This window comes from Kitasatospora sp. NPDC048545, assembly GCF_040651155.1.
Taxonomy (GTDB): Bacteria; Actinomycetota; Actinomycetes; order Streptomycetales; family Streptomycetaceae; genus Kitasatospora.
The window spans coordinates 107,164-132,516 of sequence record NZ_JBEZIQ010000004.1 but is presented as its reverse complement, the minus strand read 5'-3'; the positions used below and the strand labels follow the sequence as shown (position 1 = coordinate 132,516).

Here is a 25,353-nt window from a genome sequence, read left to right as displayed (position 1 = left end):
CCCGGTCAGCGGGTGGGCCGGGGGACGACGGTGGGCTCCGGGTCGTCGGCGGGCTGCGGGATGCGGGCGGGCTGCGGGGCGTCGGTGACGTCGGTGAGCCTCGGGTAGTCGGTGAAGCCGGCCGCCGTCTGGCCGTAGAGGTGGGTCGGGTCGACGGGGGTGAGCGGGGCGCGGGCGGCGAACCGTTCCGGCAGGTCGGGGTTGGCGATGAAGGCGCGGCCGTAGGAGACCAGGTCGGCCAGTCCGCCGGCCAGCACCGCCTCGCCTCGCTCGCGGTCGGTGGCCTCGCGGTTCTCGCCGACGTTGCCGATCAGCGGGCCGGACCAGCGGGGGCGCAGGTCGGCCAGGGCCGGGTAGTCGTCGTTGTCGGTGAGGTGGAGGTAGGCCAGGCCGAGGCCGTCGAGTTCGGCGAGCAGGGCCCGGTAGACCGGGGCCGGATCGGTCTCGTGCATGCCGAACTGCGGGTTGCCGGGGGACAGCCGCAGGCCGAGGCGGTCGGGGCCGATCGCCCCGGCGACGGCGGTGACCAGCTCGACCGGGAATCGCAGTCGGTCGGCGAGGGTGCGGGGGCCGTACTCGTCGGTGCGCAGGTTGGTGTTGTCGGCCAGGAACTGGTGGATCAGGTAGGAGTTGGCGCCGTGCAGTTCGACGGCGTCGAAGCCGGCGGCGAGCGCGTTGCGGGCGGCGTCGACGTGGTCGGTGACCGCCTGGCGGATCTCCTCGCGGGTCATCGCGCGCGGGGTCACGGCCTCGGCCTTGCCGCCCTCCCTGACGTGCACCGGGCCGGGCGCGGGGATGGCGGAGGGGCCGGCCGGCAGGTCGCCGAGCAGCCGGTTGAGCGGGTGGCCCTGGCGGCCGCCGTGCATCAGCTGGGCGACGATCCGGCCGCCGGCGGCGTGCACGGCCCCGGTCGCCGCGCGCCAGCCGGCCACGTGCGCGGGCGTCTCCAGGCCGGGCAGCCGCCAGCCGGACTGGCCGCGGCTGCTCGGCCAGATGCCCTCGGTGACGATCAGCCCGGCGCTCGCGCGCTGGGCGTAGTACTCGGCGACGACGGGCAGCGGCGTACCGTCCTCGGCGGCCCGGTAGCGCGTCATGGGGGCCATGACGACGCGGTTGGGGAGGTCGAGCGAGCCGAGGCGGTACGGGCTGAGCAGGGATTCCGCGGTGGTGGTCATGCCGGTACGGTAGAACCTGACATCGGTGTCAGGTTCAAGCCCGGGAGGACGCCTGCGCCGTCGCGCCCGCCGCCGCCGCGGTGCTCGCCGCTGCTGCCGCCGCACTCGCCTCGGTGAGGATCAACTCCTCGATGCCGTAGAGGAATCGCTCCATCGCGGGGCGCGGGAGCACGGAGGGGTCCGCCGTCATGGCGAGGCTCAGCGCCGCGGGGGACTGCAGGGCGTCCAGTGCGTACGTCAGGCCGGGGCGCGGCTCGAACTCCACCGGCCAGGTGAGGGTGGTCCGGTCGTCGCCCGGGTCGGTGCCGGCGGGATCGGTGTCGGCGGGGATCAGCTCGCGGGTGTCGTTGAAGACGCAGGACCGGTCGGCGGGTTCGGTGCCCTCGGCGGCGAGCCGCTCGATGTCGGCGGCCAGCGCGAGCTTGTCGTAGTAGGCGTGCCGGTAGGTGCCGATCGCGGCGGCATGGGTGCGGCGCACCACGTCGCCGAACTCGGCTGTGGCGTCCGGGAGATGGAACAGGCCGTCGCCGGCGACCACGCTCACCGCGTTGGTCAGCTCGGGCAGGAAGCGGTTGTTGACGACGACGTTGAGCACGGCCTCGGTCCTTCCGGCCAGCTCGGCGGTCATCGCGGCCGCCGCGGCGAGCAGGACCGAGGAGGTGCTCACCCGGTGGGTGGCGGCCACCTGCTCGACCGCACGGGGGAGGGCGGGGGAGCGGAGGACCGCGTTCGGGAACGGTGCGGGGGCTCCGGCGGCCGGGCCCGCGGTGGTCGGGCCTGCGGTGGTCGGGTCTGTGGCGGTCGGGCCTGCGGTGGTCGGGCCTGCGGTGGTCGGATCTGTGGTGGCGGTCGGCGGGAAGAGCCGGGGTGGGCCCAGTCGCAGCTTCCGCACGAAATGCTTGCGGGCGCCCGTGTCCCGTCGGACGCCCCGCTCCGAGGTCTGGAACTCGGCCTCCTCCAGGGGCTGTTGGGCGGGCTGCCGCAGGCCGGCCAGCTCGTCGCGGGAGTGGCCGAGGCTGAGTGCGGTCAGGTCGGCGACCAGTCGGTTCATCCCGGAGCCGTCGACCGCCGTGTGGGAGAGCGCCAGGCTGATGTGCCGGGCCAGCCCGTCCGCGGTCACCACGCCGACCCGGATCGGCCACTGCGCGGCGGTGTCGAAGGGGCGTGCCGCCAGTTCCCCGTGCAGCCGGGCGCCGAGCTCGGCCGGATCGTCGGCCCCGGCGGCGGACCACACCTCGACGCCCAACGTCCCTTCCGGGTCGACGATTTGGCGCAGTTCGCCGTCCTCGCCCGGGAGCAGCCGGGTGTGCAGGGAGTCGTGCAGGTGCAGCAGGTGCTCCAGTGCGCCGAGGATGACGGGCAGTGGCAGGCCCGGGTCCAGTGGTGCCGCGGTGGTGATGTTGTAGCGCGGCGCGTCGGCCGGGGCCAGCCGGCGTACGGCGTCCCGGATGGCCCGTTGGCCCCAGGTGGCCGGGCCGGACCCGGACCGGCCGGACGAGAGGACGATCTCCAGCAGTTGACGAGTGCTCACCGTGAGGCTCTCCGTTGTGCGGTGGTCAGGACGTCGTGCCGGTGCGTTGGGAGCGCGGGGTGCTGCTGGGGAGAGTGTGGCGCACCGCCCGCCGCGCGTCGAGGGCCCGGCCGGGCGGGGTGGCGGGGATGGGCGGGGCGGTCGGGGTGGCGGGGGCGGGGGTTCCACAGGTGTCTTGATATGAAGTATCTTGATGTCGAGATTGATGCCGATCATGCAACGGGGGCCTGCCATGCGGGGGAACGGACTGATGGCGCAGCTGCGGAAGCCGCCGGGCGGGCGGGACGCGCGGATCATGCTGCTGGCCCAGTGCGTCGACCGGACCGGGACCGGGGTGTGGGCGGCGGCCTCGGTGCTGTACTTCACCTACGTGTGCGGGATGGACGCCCGGCGGCTCGGCCTGCTCCTCGGGGTGGGCGCGGTGGCGGGGATCGCCGGGTCGCCGCTGGCCGGACGGGCGGCCGAACGGGTGCCGGTGCGATGGCTGCTGATCGGGTGCCACCTGCTGCGGGTGGGGACGATGGGCCTGCTGCTGGTGGTCGACGACTTCGCCGCCCTGCTCCCCGCGGTCGCCCTGACCTGCCTGGCCGAGCGGGCCGCCAGGACCCTGGAGATGCTCTTCGCCACCCGCGTCGCGGGCGAGCGGCGCGCCACGTACCAGGCACTGTTCCGCAGCGTGGCCAACGCCGGGTACGCGCTCGGTGCGGGCGTCTCGGCGATCGGCCTCGCGGTCGGCACCACGGCCGCGTACCGCACGCTGATCCTGGCCAACGCGGTCTCCTTCGTCGTGGCCGCCGTCCTGGTCTGGCGCACCCGGGAGCCGGCCGGCCGCGGCCTGGTCGCGGCGGCCGCCGGACAGGAGCCCGCCGCCGGCGCGACCGCCGTGCCGAGCCCCTGGCGCGATCGCGGCTACCTGGTGTTCGTCCTGCTGGACATGCCGATGAACCTCGACGACTCGATCCTCAACGTCGGCCTGCCGCTCTGGCTCGTCCACCACACTGACGCGCCGCCCGCCGTCGTCCCGGTCTTCCTGGTCCTCAACACCGTGCTGGTGGTGCTGCTGCAACTGCGGGTCTCGGCGCTGGCGGAAGGCCCGCGCGGGGCGGCCGCGGCCGTGGGCTGGTACGGGGTGACGCTGTTCGCCGGCTGCCTGCTGATCGTGCTCGCCACCGGTGGCGGGCCGTGGGCGGCGTCGATCGCGCTGCTGGCCGCGGCCGTGCTGGTCACGCTGGCGGAGCTGATGCGCTCGGTGAGCTCCTGGGAGCTGGCGGTCGTCCTGGCGCCGCCGGGCGCCCAGGCGTCGTACCTGGGCGTGGCCGGGATGTCCCAGTCGGTGCAGAAGTCGGTGGGCCCGCTGCTGCTGACCGGGGTGGTGATGGCGGCCGGCCCGGTCGGCTGGCTGGGCCTCGGCGCGGCCACCGTGGGCCTCGGCGCGCTCCAGCGCCGGGCCAGCCTGCGCCGGCTGGCGGCCCTGGCGGAGCCCGGGGCTCCCGCAGGTACGGAGGCTCCCGAGGCTTCCGTAGCGCCCGGGACCGATCCGGTGAAGCGGGCCGGCGCGGCGGTCGGTTGAGCCGGTGGCCCGGTGGCCTGGTGGCCGGTTCGTCGGTGGCAGGGGCGGCGGGCGGCGGGCGGCGGTCGTGACGGGGAGGGTGCGGAGGGCCCAGGCGGCGGCCGGGGCTGCGCAGGAGGCCGCAAGGAGGAGGGCCCCGGCGCTCCCCGGTCCGGCCGGCCGCCAGGGCGGCGCCCACGGTCCGGGCACTCCGAGGGTGGCCGACGCGGCGGCCATGGTGCCCGGTCGGGCGGCCATGACCCGAACGCGAGGTGCCGGCGCTGACGGCGGAGGGCCGGTCGAACGCGGCGATCTGCCGGGTGCCGGCGGTGCTGGAGTTCCTCCGGACGTGCGGCCCGGCCCCGGGCCGCACGGGGCGGGCGGCGGGGTTCAGAGCCGGTCGTAGACGGCGGACAGCCGGTGCAGGACCTCGGCGGCGCGGTCGAGTGCCTCGGCGTCGTAGTCGGACAGGTCGGTGTGCAGGGCGTCGGTGAGCGCCTCCTGGCGCTGCCGGTGCCGTTCGCGTCCGGCGTCGGTCAGGGTGACCACGACGGAGCGCTTGTCCTCGGGCGGCCGGGTGCGGGTGACGTAGCCGGCCGCCACCAGGCCGTTGACCAGCTGGGTGGTGGCGGCGCCGGTGGTCTCGGTGCCCGCGGCGAGCCCGCTGATGGTCAGCGGTCCCTGGTCGGCCAGGGTGCGCAGGGCGCGGGCGTGGGTGAGCGAGAGGGCGCCGGGGGTGCGGGTGGCGCGGCCGCGCAGCCGGGCGTCGGCGGCGCTGAGGCGGTAGGCGGCGCGGGACAGGCGGTCCAGGGCCTGGGCGCGGTCGGGGGTGGGCGGCTGCTCGGCCATGGTCGGTCCTCCTCGGCGGGTTGACAGCAGACTAGCCTAAGTACTTAATAGCTAAGTACTTAGTCACTAAGTGCTCAGTGATTCGCGGGGCGGCTCGACCCTGCCCCCGACCCCGGAGGAGACCACCATGACCATCCGTTCGACCGGACAGAGCTGGGCCCTGGACATCGCCCTCGCGCAGGGCGGATTCGACGCGCTGCACCCCGAGGCCGTCGGGACCATGGAGCAGCTCGGCCACGACCACACCGACTTCACCAAGGTCTTCGCGCTCGTCCGCAGCGGCGCCATGCTGCCCAAGGCGTGGGCGACGGTGGCCGGACAGGCCGAGGAGCGCGCCGCCCACCACGAGCGCGGCGGCTTCGCACGGACCGCCGCCGACCTCTACCTGCGGGCCGCGGTCATGTGGGGCCGCGCCCAGTACTCGGTGTTCGACGCGGCCGACCCGCGCAAGGCGGCCATGCGCGAGCGCGCGAACCACTGCGTGGCCCGCCTCGGCGCGCTGCGCGACGGCCGGGTGCGCCGGGTGGAGCTGGACTTCGAGGGCTCGACGATCCACGCCCTGCTGCACCTGCCGGCCGGCCGGGTCGAGAACGCGCCGGCCGTCATCCTCGGCCCCGGGATGGACATGATCAAGGAGGACTACATCTGGGCGGCCGAGCGGTACTACACCTCCCGCGGGATCGTCGCGCTGTCCGTCGAGGGACCGGGCCAGGGCGAGAGCCGCGCCGGCGGACTCACCGTCGACCTGTCCAACTACGAGCGGGCGATCGGCCGTTACCTCGACCACCTGGTCGGGCTGCCGGAGGTCGACGCGGACCGGATCGGCATGTTCGGCATCTCGATGAGCGGCTACTGGGGCTCCCGCGCGGCCGCCACCGACCGGCGCCTGGCCGCGCTGGCCGCGTTCGAGGCCGTCACCGGCGACTTCGCGACCATCTTCGAGCGTGCCCAGCCGACCTTCAAGAACAACTACATGTACATGGCCGGGTACACCGACGAGGCGGCCTTCGACCGCGACCTCGCCGACCGGATGCCGCTCGGCGACCTGGTGGCCGACATCGCCTGCCCGGTGCTGTACGGCATCGGCGAGTTCGACGAGCTGACCGACCTCGGCCAGGCGCTGGAGAGCTTCGAGCGGATCCGGGCGCCGAAGGAACTGCGGGTCTACGAGGACGAGTTCCACCCGCTCGGCGGCGTGGCGGCCGAGGCCTTCCGGTTCGGCGCCGAGTGGCTGGAGCGCGCCCTGAACGGCGAGTTCGCCGAGCCCGGCCGCGACGTGCGCCACTACGTCCACCGCGACGGCCGCACCACCGACGGCAGTGCCGACCCCACCTGGTGGCTCGGCGCGGCTCCGACCCGCCTGGTGGAGGTCCGGGAGAACACGCGGGGCTGAAGGCGGCGCGGAACCGCGTCGGGTACTGCTCGTCGGGACGCCCGTCCGCCGCGTGCCCGTCCGCCGCGGTGCCTGTCCGCCGCGGTGCCCGTCCGCGCGCGCCGGCGGACGGGCATCGCGTTCGCGGACCCGGCAGGTCAGGCCCGGACGGCGGTGACGACGTGGTAGTCGAGGAGGCCGTCGCGCCAGGAGGGGAGGAAGTTGCGGGTCCAGTGGCCGGGCGGGACGGCGTCGACCAGGTAGCGGTCGAGGCCGGGCCACACGTCGGCGCCGATGGACTCGGTGGTGACCTCGGCGAACCCGGCCGCGGTGAGGTCCTCGGTGAAGGGGCCGAGGGGGTGGGGGACGTCGAGGCCGTCGGCGAAGCTGGCGAGGAGGATCTTCAGGCGTTCGGCGACCTCGGGGCCCTCGGCGGCGAAGAAGGTGGTGACGGCGAGTCGGCCGCCGGGGCGCAGCACACGGGCGGATTCCCGGGCGAAGCCGGTGAGTTCGCGGAAGTGCTGGGCGGCTTCGACGGAGTAGAGGCCGTCCAGGGAGGCGTCGGCGAAGGGGAGCCGGTCGGCGGTGCCGATGGTGTAGGCGAGGCGGTCGGGGTAGGTGGCCAGGGCCTTGGCGTTGACGGCTCGGGCGCGTTCGACCTGGTCGGGGTGGATGTCGATCCCGGTGACGGCGGCGAACCGGAATTCGCGCAGGGCCAGGGCGGCGCCGAGGCCGCGGCCGCTGCCGACCTCGGCCAGCCGCAGGTGCTCGCGTGGTTCGGGGAAGCTCCGCAGCACCCGCCGGTAGAGCTGCTCCTGGCTGTGCACGCGGTCGTCGGAGGTGGGCGCGGTCAGGTCGATGCCCTGCCAGTCACCGAAGTTGATGAAACCGCCGGCGAAGCTGGCTGCTTTCGACAGATCGCCGGCGCCGTAGGTCTGGCGTACGGTCGGGGGGATGCGGTTGTGGTCCATGGGCCGCTGGGTCTCCTGCTCGGTGGGCGCCCGGCCGTCGGGCGCGCCGAGGTACGTACCCAAACCGGTGGTGGTCCGAACACGTTACGTGATGGGCCGGTGTGCCCGGTGGGAAAGGAGCGCGGCGGTGGTCCGAGGGGGCTCGGACCACCGCCGCGCGACCGGGGGCGGCTACCGGGCGGGCCGGTCGCCGGGGCGTTTGCCGGGCGGGTGACGGCGATCGGGGAACGCTTGGTCGGCCCCGGGCCGGGTCATTCCTGTGCCGCTGCCGTGGCGGGGCGGCCGGCGAGCGGGACCTCGCAGGAGTCGGAGAAGCCCTGGGAGGAGACGCCGTTGGCGATGTTGTTCCGGGCAGCCATGTTGACGAAGGCGACGTAGGCGGTGAGTTCGACCATCGCCGCCGCGCCCAGGGCGTCGAGCAGACCCCCGTACTGCTCGTCGGTGACGGTCGGCGGAGTCACGGACATGGCCTCGGCGTAGTCCATCACCTCCCGCTCCAGCGGGTCGAACACCTCGGAGGCCCGCCAGTTCGGCACCTGGGCGGCCTTGGTCAGGTCCAGGCCCTTGTTCTGTGCCTGGAAGTAGTTGATGTCCAGGCACCAGCTGCAGCCGACCAGCGAGGCCACGGCCATGTGGGCGAAGGACTTCAGGCTCTCGTCGAGCGCGTCCCACCCGGCGATCCTGCCCGCGAACTCGGTGTTCGCGGTGGCGACCCCGGGGTTGTGCCAGATCACCTCGGTGGGCTCGAAGACGGCGCCGAACGCCGTGATCATGTTCTCGCTGAGCCCGGCGGGCAGCGGGGCCTTCGGCAGGCGGAGCGCCATGGTGTCCTCCTCGTGCGGTGGTTCGGTCGGGCATGAAGACACCGGAGGGCGGGCGGATGTGACAGCCGGGAGAAAATTCGCCGCCGGGCGGGGCGGTCCGTTCGCTACAGTCCGCGAGGATCCCGAGTCCCTGACGGGATCCGGACGACACGTGAGGAGAGCGACACCGTGAACGCCCCCGACGAACGCCCCGCACCGCCGCTGACCGGCGGCGAGCGCGAGATGCTGCGCGGCTTCCTGGACTTCCACCGGGCGACGCTCGCCATGAAGTGCGAGGGCCTGGACGACGAACAGCTGCGCCTGCGGTCCAGCCCGCCGTCCACGCTCACCCTGCTCGGGCTGGTCCGGCACATGGCGGAGGTGGAGCGCACCTGGTTCCGCCGGGTCATCAACGGCGAGGACCTCCCGCTGGTCTGGTCCGCGGACGGCGACTACCAGGCCGCGTACGACGCGACCGGCGCCACCCGCGCGGAGGCCTTCGCCGCCTGGCGGACCGAGGTCGAGCACGCCCGCCGCATCGAGCTCGCCGCCGAGACCCTCGACGTCACCGGGTACCAGGCCCGGTGGGACGCCGAGGTGTCCCTGCGGCTGGTGATGCTGCACCTGATCCACGAGTACGCCCGGCACAACGGGCACGCCGACTTCCTCCGCGAGGCGATCGACGGGGTGGTGGGGGCGTAGGCCCTGTCCGTGGGGCCCGGCCGGGCCGCTGCGGAGCCGGGCGGCCGTGCTGCTACCAGCCGAGGAGGTGGGTGCGGCGGGTCAGGGCGGCGAGGACGGACTTGGCGGTGGTCTCGTGGGTGAGGTCGCGGGTGTCGAGGACGTGCCGGTCGTCGACCGGGACCGGGCCGGGGCGGAGGACGACGTAGTGGAGGGCGGTACCGGTGGTGCGGCTCTCCCGGCGAAAGGTGTCCAGCCCGGCCGGGACGTCCGGGCTCTCCACGACGACCTGGTAGCCGCGGGTGGCGTACGCGAAGGCGGCCTGTGCGGCGGCGGCCAGGGCGGTGGCGTTCTGGCGCCCGGCCTCCGGCAGGTGGGGCTGGAGCCGGCCGCTGCGGATGACCCGCAGGAAGTCGTCCGTCCGCAGGTGGACGCTGGGGTGCAGCTCCCGGGCGAGCAGCTCCGCGACCGGGCTGTTCCCGGCCCCGGACGGGTCGACAAGGACGAGGACGCCCCCGGCGCCCCGGCCGCCCCCGAGCTCCGGCCCACCTACGGTCGTACGGTTCACAGCTGCGGATCCCTTCGCGGGCCGGGGACGGTCGGGTAGCCGGGGCGAGGCGGTCGGAGTGCGAAGGGGCTGGTCGGCCCTGGTCCGGACAGCCGATCGCCTCGTCCCTACGACTGATGCGTTTCGGGGATCAACCTAGTCCAAACGGGTGCCCCGAGTCGTCCCCCACCCGGTGGGTGGGTGGGGCGCCGCGGCCTGCCGGTGACCGCCCGGTAAGCGTTCGGTGACCGGCCGGTGGCCGCTTCCGCCGTTCCCGGGAGTCGCCTACCGCTCCTGGGCGCGCAGCACGACCGGGTTGGTCAGTGCCGCCATCGGGCCCCAGGGCAGGTCCGGGCCCATCGCGTTGCCCCTGCCCGGGGTGCCGTCCGGCTTCGGGTGGCGGACCTCGGCCCGGACGTACGCGGCGAGCGCGGCGGTCGTGCGCCACACCACGGTGCCCGAGCCGCCGGCGGGCAGCGACTCCTGGTGCATCTGCCCCTCGTCGGTGATCAGCCGGACCGTCCCGCCGGGCACCCCGGAGACGGTGAGTTCGACGTCCAGCGGCGCGTCGGCCGGGACGGTCAGCTCCTCGCCGATGCCCGCCCGGCGGCCGTGCCCGGTGACGGTGAACTCCAGCTGGACGGACCGGGATTCGGCGAGCCAGCTGCGCCCGTCGCGCAGCCCGTCCAGGACCGCGTCGCGGGTGAGGTCCTCGGCCAGTACCACGGTGTGCGGGGAGCCGATCACCTGGGGCTCGCTGTGCGCGTCGCTGTTGCCCATGGCGGGCAGCCAGGAGCGGCCCTCGCGCAGGGCGACGGCGAGCCGGCCGTCCCAGGTATCCACCGCGGACTCGTCGTCGTACGTCCAGGGGCCGTTCCACACCTCGACGGCGTCCGCCTGGTCGTAGCCGAACTTCCACTGGCAGGCGACGTACGGGCAGTACGGGTGGGCGGGCACCACCAGGCCGCCGGAGCGGTGGACCTGGCGGACGAAGCGCGGGAACTCCTCGTCGCGCGAGCGGTAGCGCCAGTCGACGAACTGGCCGCCCTCCAGGCCGAGGGCGAGCCAGTGGCCGTTGCGGGTGGTGATCTCCTCGCCCGGGAGGATCAGCAGGTCCGGGCCGGCCAGCGGGCCCCAGGCGGCGTGCGAGGAGCTGGTGTTGTGGTCGGTGGAGACGATGAAGTCCAGGCCGGCCGCGCGGGCCCCGGCCGCGACCTCCTCGGGGAGGCGCCGTCCGTCGGAGTGGACGGTGTGCAGGTGGCAGTCGCCCCGGTACCAGGCGCGGCCGCGGCCGCGGGCCCGTTCCGCCGGGTAGTGCGGGGTGAACTGTGGTCCGGGCGCGCCGAATCGGAGCGTGACCTGGACGCGGTAGTCCAGGCCCTGCGGGGCGACCTGGTACGGGCCCAGCACGACGTGCCAGGTGCCGGGATCGACCGGGCCGGGGAGGTAGCCGGGGGTGGCGGCGGAGCGGGAGAGGCTGAACTCGGTGCGGAAGCCGCCGGACCAGCCGCGGAAGCCGGGGCCGCCGAGGTCGGTGCCGCGCTCGTCGAAGATGCCGATGTCACAGGAGTTGCCCGGGGTGCCGGCCGGGACCGGGGGCTTGTCGTAGCTGTAGGAGACGGCTATCTCCCGCACGCCCTCGGGGACTTCGACCGGGAGGTGGACGAAGTCGGGGGAGCCGGTGGGGAGGTGGCCGGTGAGGGTGAGGGTGCGGTCGGGGGCCGCGGTGGGGGACGCGTCGGGGGCCGCCGCGGCTTCGCCGGTGGTGGCGGCGAGGCCGAGGGCGGTGGCGGCGCCGGTGGCCAGGCCGGTGCGGAGCAGGTCACGGCGGGCGGGGTGCGGCGGTCGGTCGGTCGGGCCGGGCCGGGCGGGTTGTCCGGGCTGGGGCGTGCCGGGCTGGGCCGGTCGTCCGGGCCGGGGCGTGCTGGGTTCGGTCGGCATCGGGGCCTCCGGATCGGGGCGGGCGGTCGCTCGCGTGCCTACCCGGGCGGGTGAACCGGGGGTGAGTGGGGGCCCACGGCGGCGGGGCGGGTCGGTGAAGAGGGGCCGGGTGCGGGGCGGTGGGCGAGTTGCGAGGAGTGACGAATGGTCGGTTCATAGTCATGTAATCAGTTGATTCGAGTGCAGATGAATCGGAGGCGGGCGTGGCGGTGAGTCGGCGGGCACTGCTCGTGGTAATGGCCGGTGGCGTGCTGACGGGGTGCGGGACCCGGGCGGCGTCGACGTCGCTCGCCGGGGCGGCCTCGTCCTCGGTCCCCGCCGCGGGGACGGCGACGGGGACGGCGGCGGCCACCACGTCGGGCATATCCGGGGCGGTCGACGCCGTGCCCACGGACCCCGCGACCGCCGCACCGACGGCCGAGCCCACCCCCGCGGCCACACCGGTCCAGGCGAAGGAGCCGACCCGGGCCGACGTGGTGGAGCGGTACGGAGCCGTCGCCCCGACGGACTGGGGGCTGGAGGTCGCCGGAGTGATCACCGAGCTGCCCGACGGCGAGCGCGCGACGGCACTCACCTTCGACGCCTGCGGCGGGCCCGGCGGCAACGGCTACGACGCCGACCTGATCGACTTCCTGCGGGCCCACGCCGTCCCGGCCACGCTCTTCCTGAACGCCCGCTGGATCGACGCCAACCCGGACGAGTTCGAGCAGCTCGCCGGCGACCCGCTGTTCGAGATCGGCAACCACGGCACCGTCCACCGCCCGCTCTCGGTCACCGGCCGCTCCGCCTACGGCATCGCCGGCACGGGTGACGTCGGCGAGGTCTACGACGAGGTGGCGGCCAACGCGCGGAAGCTCACCGGGCTGCTCGGGCATCCGCCCCGGTTCTTCCGCTCCGGCACCGCGCACTACGACGACGTCGCAACCCGGGTGGTCGCCGACCTGGGCCAGCGGGTGGCCGGCTTCACCGTGAACGGGGACGGCGGTGCGACGCTCAACGCCTCCCAGGTGCGGCAGGAGGTCGGGTCGGCCCCGTCGGGCGCGATCGTGATCGGCCACATGAACCACCCGGGCGGCGGCACCGCCCCGGGGGTGGCGGCGGCGGTGCCGGGGATGCTGGCGGCGGGGCGGCGGTTCGTCCGGCTCTCGGACGTGCTGTAGCCCGGGCTCCCGGAGATCGTGGCGTGGACCGGGCCCGGACGCCGCGACGCGGACCGGGGGCGGAGGCCGCGACGCGGACCGGGGGCGGGGGCCTCCGGCGGCGCTACGCGAGCCGGAGGCCCCCCGGGTGCTCGTCCTCGATGATCCGGACCAGCCAGTCGAAGACCGTCGGGCCCTTCCCGGCGCGGGCGGCGGCCAGGTCGGCGGCGACGTGCTCGCGGTTGGTGGGGTGGCAGCGGCCCAGCCGCAGCTCCAGCTGGCGGACCGTCTCCGGGTAGCCGAGCCCGCGCCGGGAGGCCTGGTGGTCACGCCACTCGATGACCCAGTCCCCGTCGTCGGGCGTGCCGTAGCCGCCGCGCAGGCAGTCGGCGAAGGCGTCGAGGTTGCGGCCGAAGTAGCCGTCGACGCCGATCTCCTGCCCGACGGCGTCCCAGAAGTCCTCCAGGGTGCCGATCCTGCCGCCGTCGATCACATAGGTCACCGTCACGGGGACGAGGATATGCCTCCCCCACCCGGGCGGGGGAGGCGGTGCAGGCGGCGGGTGGGCGGCCGGAGTTCACGGCCGGAGTCCGCGCCGGGGTGTCGGCGGACGGGCCTCACGGCTCCACGGCGATGGCGGTCGCGAGCAGCCCGTCCCGGACGGCCCAGCGGCCGTCGAAGCCGTCGAGCCGACGCCCGCCGACCACCGGGCCGGGAACCAGCAGCCGGGCGGTGAAGGTGCCGTCGGAGGACAGGTCCAGTTCGGCCTCGCTGAACTCCAGGAAGAGCCCGGTCAGCGGGAACCACGCCTTGTACACCGACTCCTTGGCGCTGAACAGCAGGCGGTCCCACGGGACGTCCGGGCGCGTGGCGGCCAGGTCGGCGAGCCGCTTCTGCTCGATGGGCAGCGCGACGACGTCCAGGACACCCTCAGGCAGCGCCAGCGCGGGCTCGGCGTCGATGCCGACGGAGGCGAGGGCGCCGGCCCGGGCCACGGCGGCCGCGCGGAAGCCGTCGCAGTGGGTGAGGCTGCCGACCACGCCGTCCGGCCAGCTCGGCGCGCCGCGCAGGCCAGGGACGAGCGGGCGGTAGGGGACGCCGAGCCGGGCGAGGGCGGCGCGGGCGCAGTGCCGGACGGTGGTGAACTCGCGGCGCCGCTTGTCGACGGCCCGGGCGAGGACGGCCTCCTCCGCCGGCTCCAGCCGGGCCTGCGGGGGGTCGTCGTACGCCACCTCGGTCGCCACGATGTCCGGCAGCAGGTCCCCGATCACCCGTTCCCCCTTCGGTCGGTCGCGCGGAGTCGTCGCCGCGCGGGACGAGGGTAACCCGGTGGGGCGATCCCGGTGGGCGGAACGGGGACTGCGGCCACCGTCCGTCGCGTGCTGCTCGACGGCGGTCCGGACCGGCGGACGGTCAGGACGCGAGCGCGCCGGGACAACAGCGGCGCGGGCGACGGCGGGGACGGGGCGGGCAACGGGGGAGTCCGGGTGCCGGCAGGGCGGCGGCCCGTGCCGGCGACGTTCGGTGACGGACCCGGGTCACTGTCCGAGGAGGCGGGCGAAGTCGAGCCCGAGGCTGCCGAGGACGGGCAGCGCGCCGAGGTCGGTCACGCCGCCGACCGGGATGCTGTAGCCCTGGTTCACCGCGCGGGGCGCGGAGTCGGCGTTCGCGGGAGCGGCGGCGGCCGGGACGAGGGCGCCGCCGAGGAGCAGGGCGGCGAGAGCGGTGCGCATGTGACGGGACCTCCGGGGCCGGGTCGGTGCGGGACAGGCAGGTGGGTGACGGCCTGTCAACACCCTCCGTGGTGGCGCGGTCACGCATCTTCGCCCCTTCGGCGGCATTCGTAAAGCTCCTTGCCTTGTGTTCATGCCAACATCATGGAGGTCTGGACCATATCGAGGACGAGCGCATACGTTCCCTTCACGAGATGACCGCCGGAGTCGCCGAACCGCCGTGCTGACGCGGTGACTTGTGTCTGTCATGTTCATGTCCAGCAAGCTCCGCCAGCACTGCAACCGGAGGGAACGAACCATGCGCGCCATCGGCAAGAACCTCAGGATCCTCGCGGGCGCCCCGCTCGCCGCAGCCGCTCTCATCGCCTTCACGGCCGGCACCGCCAGCGCCGCGATCCCGATCAACAAGCCCATGACCGGCAAGGCCACCTACTACAACGACTCGGGCTTCGGCGCCTGCGGCACCCAGATCAACGCCTCGTCGCAGATGCTGGTCGCCGTCTCGCACACCTGGTGGACCACCGCGAACCCGAACAACGACCCCGTCTGCAAGGGCATTTCGGTCAAGGTCACCTACCAGGGCAAGACCATCACCGTCCCCGTCAAGGACCAGTGTCCTTCCTGCGACTCCACCCACATCGACCTCAGCCAGCCGGCCTTCGCCAGGCTCGCCCCGCTGGGCAAGGGCGTCATCACCGGCCTCACCTGGCAGTTCGTCAAGGCCGGCCTGAAGGGCGAGACCGTCGAGCTCTCTGCCCCGATCGCCGGGTCCACCCTCGGCTGACACCGACGGACGTGACACGGCCGTGCCCGCCCCGGGAGCGCACGAGGGGCGGGCACGGCCGCTTCCACGAGGAGTACGGGGAGCCGGTGCTGACGGAGGCTCCGGTCGGAATCCGGTCGCAGCGTTGCAGTCCGGTGACACGGAACGCGTCATTCCGTCGACTGCCCCGACTAGTTTCGATCGTGCACGCCGCTCCGTCACCCACCGGTCTCCACGGGGGAGACGGACCGGGCGGCGTCCGCGTCCTCACCCGCACCCAGTTCAGGAGAACCGGCATGTCCCTCAAGACGACCCGCCGCGCGACCACGGCCCGCACGTTCGCCGGCACCGTCCTGACCGTCGCGTTGCTGGTACCCGCCGCCACCGCCTGCAGCAGCACGTCCGGCGCGTCGAACGCGGCCTCCCCCGCCGCCACGGCCGCCACGGCCGGAACCCCCGGCACCAGCGCCCCGGCCGCCCCCTCCTCACCGGCCGCCACGGCCCCGGCATCCGGCGCACCCACCACCCCGGCCGCCCCGCCGGCCAAGCCCGGCAACGGCACCACGGCCGCCAAGCCCGGCACCGGCGCCACCACCACCCCGGCCCCGCCGGGCAAGCCGGCGCCCGGCGCCCGCACCCAGACCCTCCCCGACGGCAGCACCGCCGAGATCCGGGAAGTCGCCCCCCAGCACTTCGTCGCCAAGATCGTCAACAACGGTGACGTCCTCGCCACCCTGGACGCCAAGGACACCGACGCCGGACTCGACGCCAACGACATGTTCATCGTGCTCTCGCTGGACGGCACGGTCCACGCCTGGATGGGCGGCGGACACCAGGGCCCCGGCACCTTCAAGGTCGCGGGCGACTGGACGGTCAAGGTCACCAAGAGCGGCGAACTCAAGTACCGCGCCGACATCCTCGGCCTCGACAACGCGGTGAACGGCACGCTGGAGACGAACGGGCACGACGTCGGCGTTTCCGCCAACGGCGTCTACATCGTGCTCTCGACCGGCGGCCGGATCAGCGCCCACGCGTGAGCCCTTCCCCAGCCGACGCGTGAGCCCTTTCTCCGGCCGACGCGTGAGTTCTTCCCCGCGCCCGCTGGGCCCTTCCCCGGCGCCCGCTGACGGCGGACCAGGAGTCCCCGTCGTGGCCCCATCCACCCGTGGGCGGGGGTCGGTGCGGCCGCGCCGGATCAGAACCAGTGCAGGCAGTGCGGGGGACGCTCGGCACCGAAGAGGGCGTCGGCGAGCGCCGCGGCGCCCGGCCGGTGCGCCAGCACGTGGCCGGCGCGCACCAGCGTGCTCGGAGCCGTCCCGCCCAGGTACACCGAGCCCAAGTCCCGTACGTCCAACGACAGATCGGGCTCCCGGTCCGTCGTGACGCAGTCGGCCTCGCCGCCCCGCACGGTCAGCAGGTAGCGGCCCCGCTCGCCGAGGAACGGGTCGTCGACGTCGAGCACGAGCTCACCGTCGACGGACCAGCCGCGCGCGGTCAGCGCCCGCGGAACGTCCAGGATCCGCACCCAGAGCCAGTCGGTGCTCTTGCTCAGCTGACCGGCGTTGAAGTCCACCAGCTGCCAGCGCAGCGGATGTTCCGTCGGGAGGTGCTTGAACACGACCTCCGACACCAGATCGTGGCCGAGCAGGAACCCGGCGAGGGCCGTGAACACGGCGTCGTCGACGGCGACGGTCTCGTCCACCATCAAGATGTCCGGCTCGTCCAGCCAGTAGCTGGCGTACCCGTCCGGGACACCGTCCGCGTCCCGGTGCACGGCGACGTACCGCGGCGCCGGAGCGACCGGCGGCTGCCCCGCACCCGAAGCCCACCAGCGGTGCGGCCGCGACAACGCACCCGGCTGCACCCGGCGGTAGCGGTCGTAGACCTCCTCCAGGAGCTCACCGCACTCGGCCCGCCGCAGCACCTCGACCGAACCCGCCGCGAACGCCTCCGCCGCACCCCGCGCCCGGGGGACGGCCAGCGCCGCCCGGTGGCGCGGCACCGTCAGCCGCCGCGTGTACGTCGCCGGCCCGTAGCCGAACCGGCCGTAGATCGAGGCCTCCGACGCCAGCAGCACGGAGAGGAACTCCCCCCGCTCCCGCACCTCCGCGAGCTGATGCCGCATCATCGCCGTCAGCACACCCCGGCGCCGGTGCGTCGGCAGGACACCCACCGCCGTGACCCCGGCGACCGGGACGGCGGCCCCGCCGGGCAGGGTGAGTTCGAAGGAGTACGCGCCGGCGGTGCCCACGGGCTTCCCCTCCGGCGAGACGGCCAGCAGGGCGCGGTCCATCTCGAACGCCGACCAGAACACCCCGCTGCCGTCCTCGGCCGGAGTCTCCGGGAAGCGCGCGAACGCGGCGTGGATCGTGTCGACGAAGACCTTGAGGTCCTGGTCGGTCGTGGAACGGATCTGCATTGCTGCCGCTGCCTCCTTGGCCACACCGCCCCCTGCGGTGCCCCGGCACAGTGCACCGTCGTCACGGTCCGGGGTCAAACGAATTACCGCCGGGGCGGCCGGGCTCGTCACTGCCGCGGAGGCCCGGACGCCCGGGCGCAGCCGTCCCCGCTGCGGGACGGCCCGATGTCGTCCTACCGTGAAGGTGTCCCACGCCCGAGCCCGGCGGCGGCCCCGCCCCGCCGGGGCGGCACACCCACGGGAGCGAGGTGCGATGCGCCGATCGCGAGGGCGGGCGGAGCAGCCGCGCCGCACGCGCCCCGACGCCACGGTCGTCCACCGCGCCGTCCGGGTCACCCTGGCCGCGTGCGCCGGGTTCTACACCTTCCGCTACGGCCTGCACCGCCCGGTGTCGGCCACCTACGCGCTGTTCGCGGCCGTCGCCCTCGGCGCCCTCGCCCGGGTCGAGGGCGCCGCCCGCGCCCGGGCCCGGACGATCCTGTGGACACTGCCGGTCGCCTGGGGCCTCGTCTGCCTCGGCACCGTTCTCGCCGTGCGCGACTGGGCGGCGGCCCTCGGCATGGTCGGCGTCGGCTTCGCGGTGTCCTACGGCACCGTCGGCGGCCCCCGGCTGATGGGCCTGGCCACCGGGCTGCAACTGCTCTACATCCTCCCGTGCTTCCCGCCCTACAGCCCCGACACCCTCCCGCAGCGCCTGCTCGGCGTCACCGCCGGCCTGCTGCTGCTCGCCGCCGCGGAACTGCTGCTGTGGCCCGAGCCCGCGCCGCCGGACTACCGGAGCAGACTGTCCCGCGCCGCCGCGGCCCTGGCCGACCTGGCGGACCTCGCCGCCGACGCCTGCGCCGGCCGCGCCGCCGCCGCCGGGGCCGTCACCGAAGCCGCCGACCGGTGCCGCACACACCTCGACGCGCTCCGCTTCAGCCGCGTCCCCCTGATGGAACGGCCCGCCTCGGCCGGCGCCGTCGACCGGGCCCTCACCCACTGCGCGGTCGCCCTGCGCTACACCGGCCCGCAGGTGCACCGCGTCCTGCTGCTCGCCCGGGCCAGGCCCCACCCCGCCGCGGCACGGCTCACCGCCGCCACCGCACGGGCCCTGCGCGCGGCCGCCGCCGGGGTGCTCCGCACCGGGCCCGTCCCCGAGACCGGGCAGGTCGACCGGGAACTCACGGTCTTCGACACCGGCCGCGCCGCGGACTGGTCGGCCGACGGGGTCGCCCACGGGGCCGACAGCTCGGAGCCCGAGGGCCGGGAACCCGAGGGCCTCGTCCACCGCGCTCGCCCGGTGCTCGGCACCGCCGCCCTGGACGCCGCCGAAGGCGCCCGCTTCGCCGTCCGCGCCGCCAGGGTCAGCCGCCACGCCGCCCTGCCACCCGACGAGACACCCGCCGACCAACGGCCCGGACCGTTCTGGTACGCCTACGACCCTGCCCCGCTGCTGTGGTGGCGCCGGTTCCGGGCCAACCTCACACCCCACTCGGTCGCTTTCCAGAACGCGCTGCGCACCGCGCTCGCCCTCGGCGCGGCCCGGCTGATCGCCGGCACCCTCGACCTCTCGCACGGCTTCTGGGTCCTGCTCGCCACCCTCACCCTGATGCGCACCAGCGCCGCCGACACCCGGATGACGCTGCGCCCCGCGCTCATCGGCACGACCGTCGGCGCCGCCACCACCGCCGCCCTGCTGCTGGGAGTGGGCGAACGCCCGCTGGTCTACGCCCTCGCGCTGCCGCCGATGATGCTGATCGCCTTCAGCGCCGGACCGGCGTTCGGTCCGGCCTGGGGCCAGGGACTGTTCACCGTCGTGGTCGCCCTCGTCTTCACCCAACTGGCACCCGCCGGCTGGCGGCTCGCCGAAGCGCGACTGGTCAACGTGGCCGCCGGCGCGACGATCGGCATCCTGGCAGGCCTCTGCGCCTGGCCGCGCGGCGGCGGCCAGGACCTGCGGCGCCGCGCCGCCGGAATGCTGGACGACAGCGCCGAGGCCCTTCGGGAGACGGTCGTCGTGGTGACCGGCAGCGGCCCGGCCGCCGACGCCCTGCACCGGGCCCGCCGCTCCGCCCTGCTCACCGAAGCGATGTACGCCCAGTACCGCAGCGAACGGCACGACCCGGCCGAGGACGGGCCCAACTGGCAGGCGGCCCTCCTCACCGGACAACACACCGTCCGCGGCGCCGAACTGCTCCTGGCCCGCGTCCCGCCCGGCACCGCGGCGACCCACCCGGACGACGCGAAGGCGCTGCTGCGCCACGCCGACGACGTCACGGCCGCCTTCCGCCGCCAGGCGACGGCCCTCCGCGCCCGCGAACCGGCAGGCACCGCGCACCCCGCCCTCACCCGGGCCCGCGCGGCACTGACCGCCGAACTCGACCGCGCGGCCGATCCCCGGGGCGACCGACGGATCCCGCTGCACGCGGTCGACGTCGCGGTCTGGCTCACCGGGTTGCTCGACGACCTCCAGCAGATCCACGACGACCGGCCGCCCCCGCCCGGCTGACCGCGCTCACAGTCGGCCGGGCCGGGAGACGTCGTTCAGACCTGGCGTTCGATGGCCTCGAAGATGGAACTGCCGTGGCTCCACGCCGTCCTGCAGACACCGCATGCGCCCGTCGGCGAGCGCGAGTCGAGTCCGATCCTACGGCCACGGAGAGTCCGGTGACTTCAACTCGGAGTCACCGGATCGGAGTTCTCGGAGCGGGTCGGCAGCGGGTTGGGTCGGTGCGAACCGTGCGGTCTTGAGCCTCCAGGCCGGCGGCATCACTGAGGAGTGGTCCGTGGTGGTGGCGGGGGAGGACGAGGAGGGGCATCGGGGGCTGGCGTTGGTCCACGAGCTGACGAAGGGGCGTTGGGGTGCGGCGGTGGAGGCGTTTGGGAAGGTGGTGCATGCCGATCTCGTGGTGGGGCGGCGGGGATGAGAGGGAGTGTCAGGGATGGCGGAGAAGCCGGTGCTGTACGTCGTGGTGTGTGCGGCGGGGGTGGCGGGTGGGGTGGGGGAGTTGATCGCGGCGGCTCAGGCCGGTGGGTGGGACGTGGGGGTGGTCGCGACCCCCACCGCGATGGGGTTCATCGACGCCGACGCGGTCGTGGCGCAGACGGGGTATCCGATCCGTTCCGCCTGGCGCAAGCCGGGGGATCCGCGGCCGCTGCCGGATCCGGACGCGATCGTGGTGTCGCTGGCCACCTTCAACACGATCAACAAGTGGGTCCTGGGCATCTCGGACACGCTCGCGCTCGGCATTCTCTGCGAGTCGTTCGGCTGGGGCGTTCCGGTAGCCGTTCAGCCGTGTCTGAGCGCCGCGCAGGCGGCTCACCCCGCGTACGAGGAGAGCCTGGGGAAGCTGCGGCGGATGGGGGTGCGGGTGGCGGACTTCGTGCCGGGCGCCTACGACTGGACGCGGGCCCTGGAGCTGTTGCGGGCTGACAGGGTGGCTGGCCCGGCGCGGTGATCCTGGCAGTGTGAGGGGTGGTTGGCGTAGGCCGGGCCGAGGTAGCGTCCGGGCAGGTCAGCGAGGGTGTGGGAGGTTTCCGGTGGCGGCGGTCAACGGCGGGGTGTCGTTCTGGTACGCGGCGGACGGTGTGCCGGAGCCCGGCCCCGGGCTGCCGGGGGACCGGGATGTCGACGTGTGCGTCGTCGGTGGCGGGTACACCGGCCTCTGGTCGGCCTACTACCTGAAGAAGGCGGACCCGTCCCTGCGGATCGCCCTGCTGGAGCAGCGGTTCTGCGGCTACGGCGCCTCCGGGCGCAACGGCGGCTGGCTGTACAACGGTTTCGCGGGGCGCGGCGCGTTCGCGAAGCGGTACGGGCAGCAGCGGGCGGCGGCGATGCAGCGGGTGATGGACGACGCCGTCGGGGAGGTGGTCGAGGTGGCTGCGGCGGAGGGCATCGAGGCGGACATCGTCCACGGCGGTGTGCTCGAAGTCGCGCGCAGTGAGCCGCAGTTGGAGCGCCTGAGGGCCTTCGTCGAGGGTGAGCGCGGCTACGGGGAGGGCCGCGTGGAGCTGCTGAGCGCCAAGGAGGCCGGCGGGCGGGTCGATGTCGCCGGTGCCCTCGGCGGTTCGTGGTCCCCGTTCGGCGCGCGCATCCAGCCGGCGAAGCTCGTGCGCGGTCTGGCGCGGGTGGTGCGGGACCTCGGGGTGGAGGTGTACGAGGGGTCGGCGGTGACCGCGATCCTGCCCGGGAGTGCCTACCGGAAGCCGCGGGCCGTCACCGGGTCGGGCACCGTCACCGCGGATCACGTGCTGCGCGCCACCGAGGGCTTCACGGCGGGGCTGCGCGGGGAGCGGCGTACCTGGCTGCCGATGAACTCGGCGATGGTCGCGACGGAGCCGCTGCCCGCCGACTTCTGGGCGGAGACGGGCTGGCAGGGCCGGGAGGTGCTGGGTGACTTCGCGCACGCCTACATGTACGCGCAGCGCACCGCCGACGACCGGATCGCGCTCGGCGGTCGCGGTGTCCCGTACCGGTTCGGCTCGCGGACGGACTCGGACGGTTCCACCCAGGTGGACACGGTGCGCCGGCTCCGCGCGATCCTGAACCGCTTCTTCCCGGCCGCCGCGCAAGCCCGGATCGACCACGCCTGGGCGGGTGTGCTCGGCGTGCCCCGGGACTGGTGCGCCACGGTGGAGCTGGACCGGGTGACCGGGCTCGGCTGGGCGGGCGGGTACGTGGGCAGCGGGGTGACGACGACCAACCTGGCCGGGCGGACCCTGCGCGACCTGGTGCTGGGCCGGGACACCGAGCTCACCGGGCTGCCCTGGGTGGGGCACACGGTGCGGCGCTGGGAGCCGGAGCCGCTGCGCTGGCTGGGCGTGCATGCGATGTACGCCGCCTACCACGCCGCCGACCGGCAGGAGGCGGGCGGGCAGGTGACGACCTCGCCGATCGCCCGGGTCGCGGACCTGGTGTCCGGCCGGTAGCCGCCGGAGGCCCGGTCAGCCGCCGGGGCCCGGTCGCGAGCCGTCGCGGCCCGGGCCGGTGGCTGCTGGGGCCTGCCCGGTGGCCGCCCGGCTGACGGCCGTTCGGACGTACCGTCCAGCGGATCCGGTCCGCTGCGCGGACGGTGGGGGCGTGATGCGGAGAACGCTGTCGGCGCTGTGCCTCGCCCTGCTGGTGTGCGCGCCCGCGGTCCGTGCGCAGGCGCGGTGGCCGGGTGGGCAGGTCGCCGTCGTGGACCAGGAATCCCGCCGGGTGCTGGTGCTGCAGAGTGCCGAGGAGCTGATGGCCTACCGGGGGCCGGACCGGTTGCCGGTGGTCTGGGGCTGGAGTGCGGACCGGGAGCCGGAGTTGGCGGACCTGGCCCCGGCCCGGAGTTGGACGAACCCGGACGAGGTGAAGAGCCGGATCCGGGAGGGCCGCCGCTACCTGCTGACGACGGCCTCGGGTGGGCTGGCCGCCGTGGTGGACACGGCCACCGGCCGGGTCCACTGGGCGGCGGACCTGGGCCCGGCCGTCAATCCTCACAGCATCGAGCTGCTGCCGGACGGCAATGTCGCCGTGGTGGCGAGCGCGGGCGGCTGGGTCCGGCTGTACGCGGCCTCGCAGGGCCGGCGTGCCGCCGCGTTCGCGGAGTTCCCGCTGGCAGGCGCGCACGGTGTGCAGTGGGACGGGCGGAGCAGCCTGCTGCGGGTGCTCGGCGGTTCCGCGCTGATCGCGTTGCGGGTCGGTGGTACAGCGGCCGCACCCACCCTCACGGCTGTCCGGAGCACCCCGCTGCCCGGTCCCGGTGGCCATGACCTGGCGCCCGTGGTCGGCGCTCCCGGGCGGTTCTGGGTGAGCACGTCGGCCGGGCTGTGGAGCTACGACCCCTCGGCCGACCGTTTCGCCCCGGTCCACTTGGCCGCTCCGGCCGCCGAGTGGGACGTGAAGAGCGTCGGTGACGAGCCGGGCCGGACCGGTCGTCTGCTCACCGCGGCCCCCGAGCACACCGGTCCGTGCGACTGGTGTACCTCGGTGATCTCCCTGCACCGGCCGGAGGGGGTCCGCGTGCTGCGCGGGACGCACCTGTACAAGGCGCGGTGGTGGGGCCACTAGCAGATCCGCGGCGCCAGCCAGTTGATCTTGGGCGTCGAGTCGGCGATACCACTCGAATTGCGGACAGCGTTCGGCTGACAGGGCATATTGTGTACCCCGGCAAACTACTCCGATGGAAGTCAGTTTCCCGTCGCGGTCCGAAAACCATCTGCCGACCCCCGTCGGCTGGGATAGCGTCGAAGGCGTCGGGGGGTCGACGCCGATCCGGTGTATTCGAACGCTGGTTACCGGGCCGTAAAGGCCGATTGAGTCCTGGAGAAAAACATGCGGAATTCCCCTTCGGAAAACCTGCCGGAAACGCTTGACGACCTGCAGCTCGCGATGGACTCGCTGGCCGCGTTCCCGTCCCGGAATGCCCCCGGCGGATCCGACGTGACCGAGCGCCTCGCGGCCGTCGCCGAGTTGTGCCGATCGGTCGACACGGTGCTCGACAGCCTGGTCGTCCAGGCGGCTGCGGAGGCCGCCGAGGAGGGGTGGACCGCGGCCCGGATGGCGGCCGAACACTCCGCCTACTACGCCAGGTTGCAGCGTGCGCTGCTCCCCGCCACCGCCGGTGCCGGGCTGACGCAGCAGTGAGCGCGGTGCACCTGGGCGCGCACGTCCTGGCCTGCCCCACCCGGTGGAGCGACGTCGACGAGAACGGGCACATCAACAACGCCCGGCTGGTCGGCTACATCCAGGAGGGGATTTACGACCTTTTCTGCCACCACGCGACCGCCGTCCGGGAATCGCTGTTCCCGTCCGGATTCATTATCGCGCGGCACGAGATCGATTATCTGGAGCAGTTGCACCACCGGCCCGAGCCATTGTCCGTGAGACTCACCGTGGAACGTCTCGGGCGGAGTTCCGCACATGTCGAGGTGAATGTCTGCCGCGACCTGCTCACCTTTATGCGGGCGCGGACCGTGGTGGTCGCGCGGGACCGCGAATCCGGTCGCTCGCGCACCCTGAGCCCGAACGAGCGGCGCTTTCTCGCGGCGTTTATGCCGGACGCGGCGCGCGCCGAGGGCGCCCTGGCCACCGCGACGGCGACGACGCCGGCACAGCGGGTGTCGCCGGGGGCCACGGGCAGCGGGATCCCGTCCGCGCGCCGGCCGCGCCGGCGGTGCCGCGCCTCGGCCGGCTGAGACCGGGCGGACGGGCGGGCCGGGGCTCGGCGCGCGGCGTCAGGTCGGTTCGACCGGCGCCCGGCCGATGCTCACCTCCGGGACGGAGCCCCGGGCCGACGGCGCGATCGACAACGGCGTCGATCCGCCGGGCCGGATTCCCGGCGCCCGGCCGGACCCGATGACAGCGGGCCGGTTCCCGGAGCGCCGGGCCGGGTTACGCTGAGCAGCACGGGCACCGGTACCTCCCACGGTGATCACGGGTTGCGAGTCACCTCCCCCGACCCGAGCGCAGAGCGCCGTCGGTCCTGCCGGATCCCGCCGACCGGAAGGAGGACGCGATGACCATCTCCTGGGAGGACTTTCTCGCCCGCGTCGTGGAACGCGGCGAGTACCGGGGGGAGGCGGAGGCGGACCATGCCACGCGGATCGTGCTCGCCCTGCTCGGCGAGCACCTGGTGGGGTCGGAGCGGATCGAGCTCGCCGGGGCACTGCCTGCGACGTACGCCTCACTGCTGCGCGACGCCGAGCCCGCGGCCGAACCGCTGACCGCCGAGCGCTTCGTCCAGGGCGTGGTCGGGTGGATCGACGGGGCGACCCCCGCGACGGCGCAGTGGGACATCGGGGCGGTGCTCAGCACGATGTCCGACCAGGTTCCCGGCGAGCTGATCGACCGGGTGGTCGAGCAGCTCCCGGACGGCTACGACCTGCTGTTCGGGCATCCCGCGTCGGCTTGAGCGGTGCGGTCC

Annotated in this window: 25 protein-coding genes; 14 read left to right on the top strand and 11 right to left on the bottom strand. The window is 74.4% G+C overall.

Annotated elements, in window-relative coordinates:
* Positions 1 to 5: 5 nt before the first annotated feature.
* Complete coding sequence (locus AB0D10_RS06125; protein ID WP_360252052.1) at positions 6 to 1,175, bottom strand: alkene reductase; 1,170 nt, start codon at positions 1,173 to 1,175, stop codon at positions 6 to 8.
* Between the two features lie 34 nt (positions 1,176 to 1,209).
* Complete coding sequence (locus AB0D10_RS06120) at positions 1,210 to 2,706, bottom strand: condensation domain-containing protein (protein WP_360252049.1); 1,497 nt, start codon at positions 2,704 to 2,706, stop codon at positions 1,210 to 1,212.
* Between the two features lie 250 nt (positions 2,707 to 2,956).
* On the opposite strand from AB0D10_RS06120, the gene AB0D10_RS06115 reads away from it, so the two are divergent.
* Positions 2,957 to 4,276, top strand: a complete 1,320-nt coding sequence (locus AB0D10_RS06115) for an MFS transporter (RefSeq protein ID WP_360252046.1) — start codon at positions 2,957 to 2,959, stop codon at positions 4,274 to 4,276.
* A 369-nt stretch (positions 4,277 to 4,645) separates the two neighbouring features.
* On the opposite strand, the gene AB0D10_RS06110 is transcribed toward AB0D10_RS06115, so the two are convergent.
* A complete protein-coding gene (locus tag AB0D10_RS06110) occupies positions 4,646 to 5,104 on the bottom strand; it encodes a MarR family transcriptional regulator (RefSeq protein WP_360252043.1) in 459 nt (152 codons plus the stop codon).
* A gap of 127 nt (positions 5,105 to 5,231) precedes the next feature.
* Here AB0D10_RS06110 and AB0D10_RS06105 point away from each other — a divergent pair, with 127 nt between their 5' ends.
* Positions 5,232 to 6,497 carry an alpha/beta hydrolase gene (locus AB0D10_RS06105; RefSeq protein WP_360252040.1) on the top strand — a complete coding sequence of 422 codons (1,266 nt, stop codon included), beginning with the start codon at positions 5,232 to 5,234 and terminating at the stop codon, positions 6,495 to 6,497.
* Between the two features lie 137 nt (positions 6,498 to 6,634).
* Here the strand turns inward: AB0D10_RS06105 and AB0D10_RS06100 are convergent, their stop codons facing one another.
* Together AB0D10_RS06100 and AB0D10_RS06095 are read right to left on the bottom strand one after the other, a co-directional pair.
* Entirely contained in the window at positions 6,635 to 7,510 is an 876-nt protein-coding gene (locus AB0D10_RS06100; protein ID WP_360252037.1) for a methyltransferase domain-containing protein, read from the bottom strand.
* Positions 7,511 to 7,698: 188 nt separating this feature from the next.
* Positions 7,699 to 8,271, bottom strand: coding sequence for a carboxymuconolactone decarboxylase family protein (locus tag AB0D10_RS06095; protein WP_360252034.1), 573 nt, complete (start codon positions 8,269 to 8,271; stop codon positions 7,699 to 7,701).
* Between the two features lie 222 nt (positions 8,272 to 8,493).
* Between AB0D10_RS06095 and AB0D10_RS06090 the strand changes: the two genes are divergently transcribed.
* Positions 8,494 to 8,952, top strand: a complete 459-nt coding sequence (locus AB0D10_RS06090; protein ID WP_360252447.1) for a DinB family protein — start codon at positions 8,494 to 8,496, stop codon at positions 8,950 to 8,952.
* A gap of 52 nt (positions 8,953 to 9,004) precedes the next feature.
* On the opposite strand, the gene AB0D10_RS06085 is transcribed toward AB0D10_RS06090, so the two are convergent.
* Positions 9,005 to 9,499 (bottom strand): ATP-binding protein, encoded by a 495-nt coding sequence (locus AB0D10_RS06085; protein WP_360252031.1) that lies wholly within the window; start codon positions 9,497 to 9,499, stop codon positions 9,005 to 9,007.
* Positions 9,500 to 9,763: 264 nt separating this feature from the next.
* Positions 9,764 to 11,419: a CehA/McbA family metallohydrolase gene (locus AB0D10_RS06080; protein ID WP_360252028.1), complete on the bottom strand. Its 1,656-nt coding sequence runs from the start codon at positions 11,417 to 11,419 to the stop codon at positions 9,764 to 9,766.
* Positions 11,420 to 11,802: 383 nt separating this feature from the next.
* Between AB0D10_RS06080 and AB0D10_RS06075 the strand changes: the two genes are divergently transcribed.
* Positions 11,803 to 12,579 carry a polysaccharide deacetylase family protein gene (locus tag AB0D10_RS06075; RefSeq protein ID WP_360252025.1) on the top strand — a complete coding sequence of 259 codons (777 nt, stop codon included), beginning with the start codon at positions 11,803 to 11,805 and terminating at the stop codon, positions 12,577 to 12,579.
* Positions 12,580 to 12,682: 103 nt separating this feature from the next.
* Here AB0D10_RS06075 and AB0D10_RS06070 read toward each other — a convergent pair whose 3' ends face one another.
* The 3 genes from AB0D10_RS06070 to AB0D10_RS06060 form a co-directional block, all read right to left on the bottom strand.
* Positions 12,683 to 13,066, bottom strand: coding sequence for a barstar family protein (locus AB0D10_RS06070; protein WP_360252022.1), 384 nt, complete (start codon positions 13,064 to 13,066; stop codon positions 12,683 to 12,685).
* Between the two features lie 109 nt (positions 13,067 to 13,175).
* A complete protein-coding gene (locus AB0D10_RS06065) occupies positions 13,176 to 13,826 on the bottom strand; it encodes a 4'-phosphopantetheinyl transferase superfamily protein (protein WP_360252444.1) in 651 nt (216 codons plus the stop codon).
* Positions 13,827 to 14,096: 270 nt separating this feature from the next.
* Complete coding sequence (locus AB0D10_RS06060; RefSeq protein WP_360252019.1) at positions 14,097 to 14,291, bottom strand: hypothetical protein; 195 nt, start codon at positions 14,289 to 14,291, stop codon at positions 14,097 to 14,099.
* Positions 14,292 to 14,544: 253 nt separating this feature from the next.
* Here AB0D10_RS06060 and AB0D10_RS06055 point away from each other — a divergent pair, with 253 nt between their 5' ends.
* Both AB0D10_RS06055 and AB0D10_RS06050 read left to right on the top strand, forming a co-directional pair.
* Positions 14,545 to 15,075 (top strand): cysteine/serine endopeptidase inhibitor, encoded by a 531-nt coding sequence (locus AB0D10_RS06055; protein ID WP_360252016.1) that lies wholly within the window; start codon positions 14,545 to 14,547, stop codon positions 15,073 to 15,075.
* 275 nt (positions 15,076 to 15,350) lie between these two features.
* Positions 15,351 to 16,091: a hypothetical protein gene (locus tag AB0D10_RS06050; protein ID WP_360252013.1), complete on the top strand. Its 741-nt coding sequence runs from the start codon at positions 15,351 to 15,353 to the stop codon at positions 16,089 to 16,091.
* 158 nt (positions 16,092 to 16,249) lie between these two features.
* Here the strand turns inward: AB0D10_RS06050 and AB0D10_RS06045 are convergent, their stop codons facing one another.
* A complete protein-coding gene (locus AB0D10_RS06045; protein WP_360252010.1) occupies positions 16,250 to 17,473 on the bottom strand; it encodes a GNAT family N-acetyltransferase in 1,224 nt (407 codons plus the stop codon).
* Between the two features lie 253 nt (positions 17,474 to 17,726).
* Here AB0D10_RS06045 and AB0D10_RS06040 point away from each other — a divergent pair, with 253 nt between their 5' ends.
* From AB0D10_RS06040 to AB0D10_RS06005, 8 genes are all read left to right on the top strand, one after another.
* On the top strand, positions 17,727 to 19,964 hold the full coding sequence (locus AB0D10_RS06040) for an FUSC family protein (RefSeq protein WP_360252007.1): 2,238 nt from the start codon (positions 17,727 to 17,729) through the stop codon (positions 19,962 to 19,964).
* A gap of 238 nt (positions 19,965 to 20,202) precedes the next feature.
* Positions 20,203 to 20,382, top strand: a complete 180-nt coding sequence (locus tag AB0D10_RS06035) for a hypothetical protein (RefSeq protein WP_360252004.1) — start codon at positions 20,203 to 20,205, stop codon at positions 20,380 to 20,382.
* A gap of 15 nt (positions 20,383 to 20,397) precedes the next feature.
* Positions 20,398 to 20,913 carry a flavoprotein gene (locus AB0D10_RS06030; RefSeq protein WP_360252001.1) on the top strand — a complete coding sequence of 172 codons (516 nt, stop codon included), beginning with the start codon at positions 20,398 to 20,400 and terminating at the stop codon, positions 20,911 to 20,913.
* Positions 20,914 to 20,995: 82 nt separating this feature from the next.
* Positions 20,996 to 22,384: an FAD-binding oxidoreductase gene (locus AB0D10_RS06025; protein WP_360251998.1), complete on the top strand. Its 1,389-nt coding sequence runs from the start codon at positions 20,996 to 20,998 to the stop codon at positions 22,382 to 22,384.
* Positions 22,385 to 22,538: 154 nt separating this feature from the next.
* Complete coding sequence (locus AB0D10_RS06020) at positions 22,539 to 23,498, top strand: DUF6528 family protein (RefSeq protein WP_360252441.1); 960 nt, start codon at positions 22,539 to 22,541, stop codon at positions 23,496 to 23,498.
* 264 nt (positions 23,499 to 23,762) lie between these two features.
* Positions 23,763 to 24,074, top strand: coding sequence for a hypothetical protein (locus AB0D10_RS06015; protein WP_360251995.1), 312 nt, complete (start codon positions 23,763 to 23,765; stop codon positions 24,072 to 24,074).
* A complete protein-coding gene (locus tag AB0D10_RS06010; RefSeq protein ID WP_360251992.1) occupies positions 24,071 to 24,625 on the top strand; it encodes a thioesterase family protein in 555 nt (184 codons plus the stop codon). The genes AB0D10_RS06015 and AB0D10_RS06010 overlap by 4 nt, the downstream gene beginning before the upstream one ends.
* Positions 24,626 to 24,945: 320 nt before the next feature.
* Positions 24,946 to 25,341, top strand: coding sequence for a DUF2267 domain-containing protein (locus tag AB0D10_RS06005; protein WP_360251989.1), 396 nt, complete (start codon positions 24,946 to 24,948; stop codon positions 25,339 to 25,341).
* Positions 25,342 to 25,353: the final 12 nt, after the last annotated feature.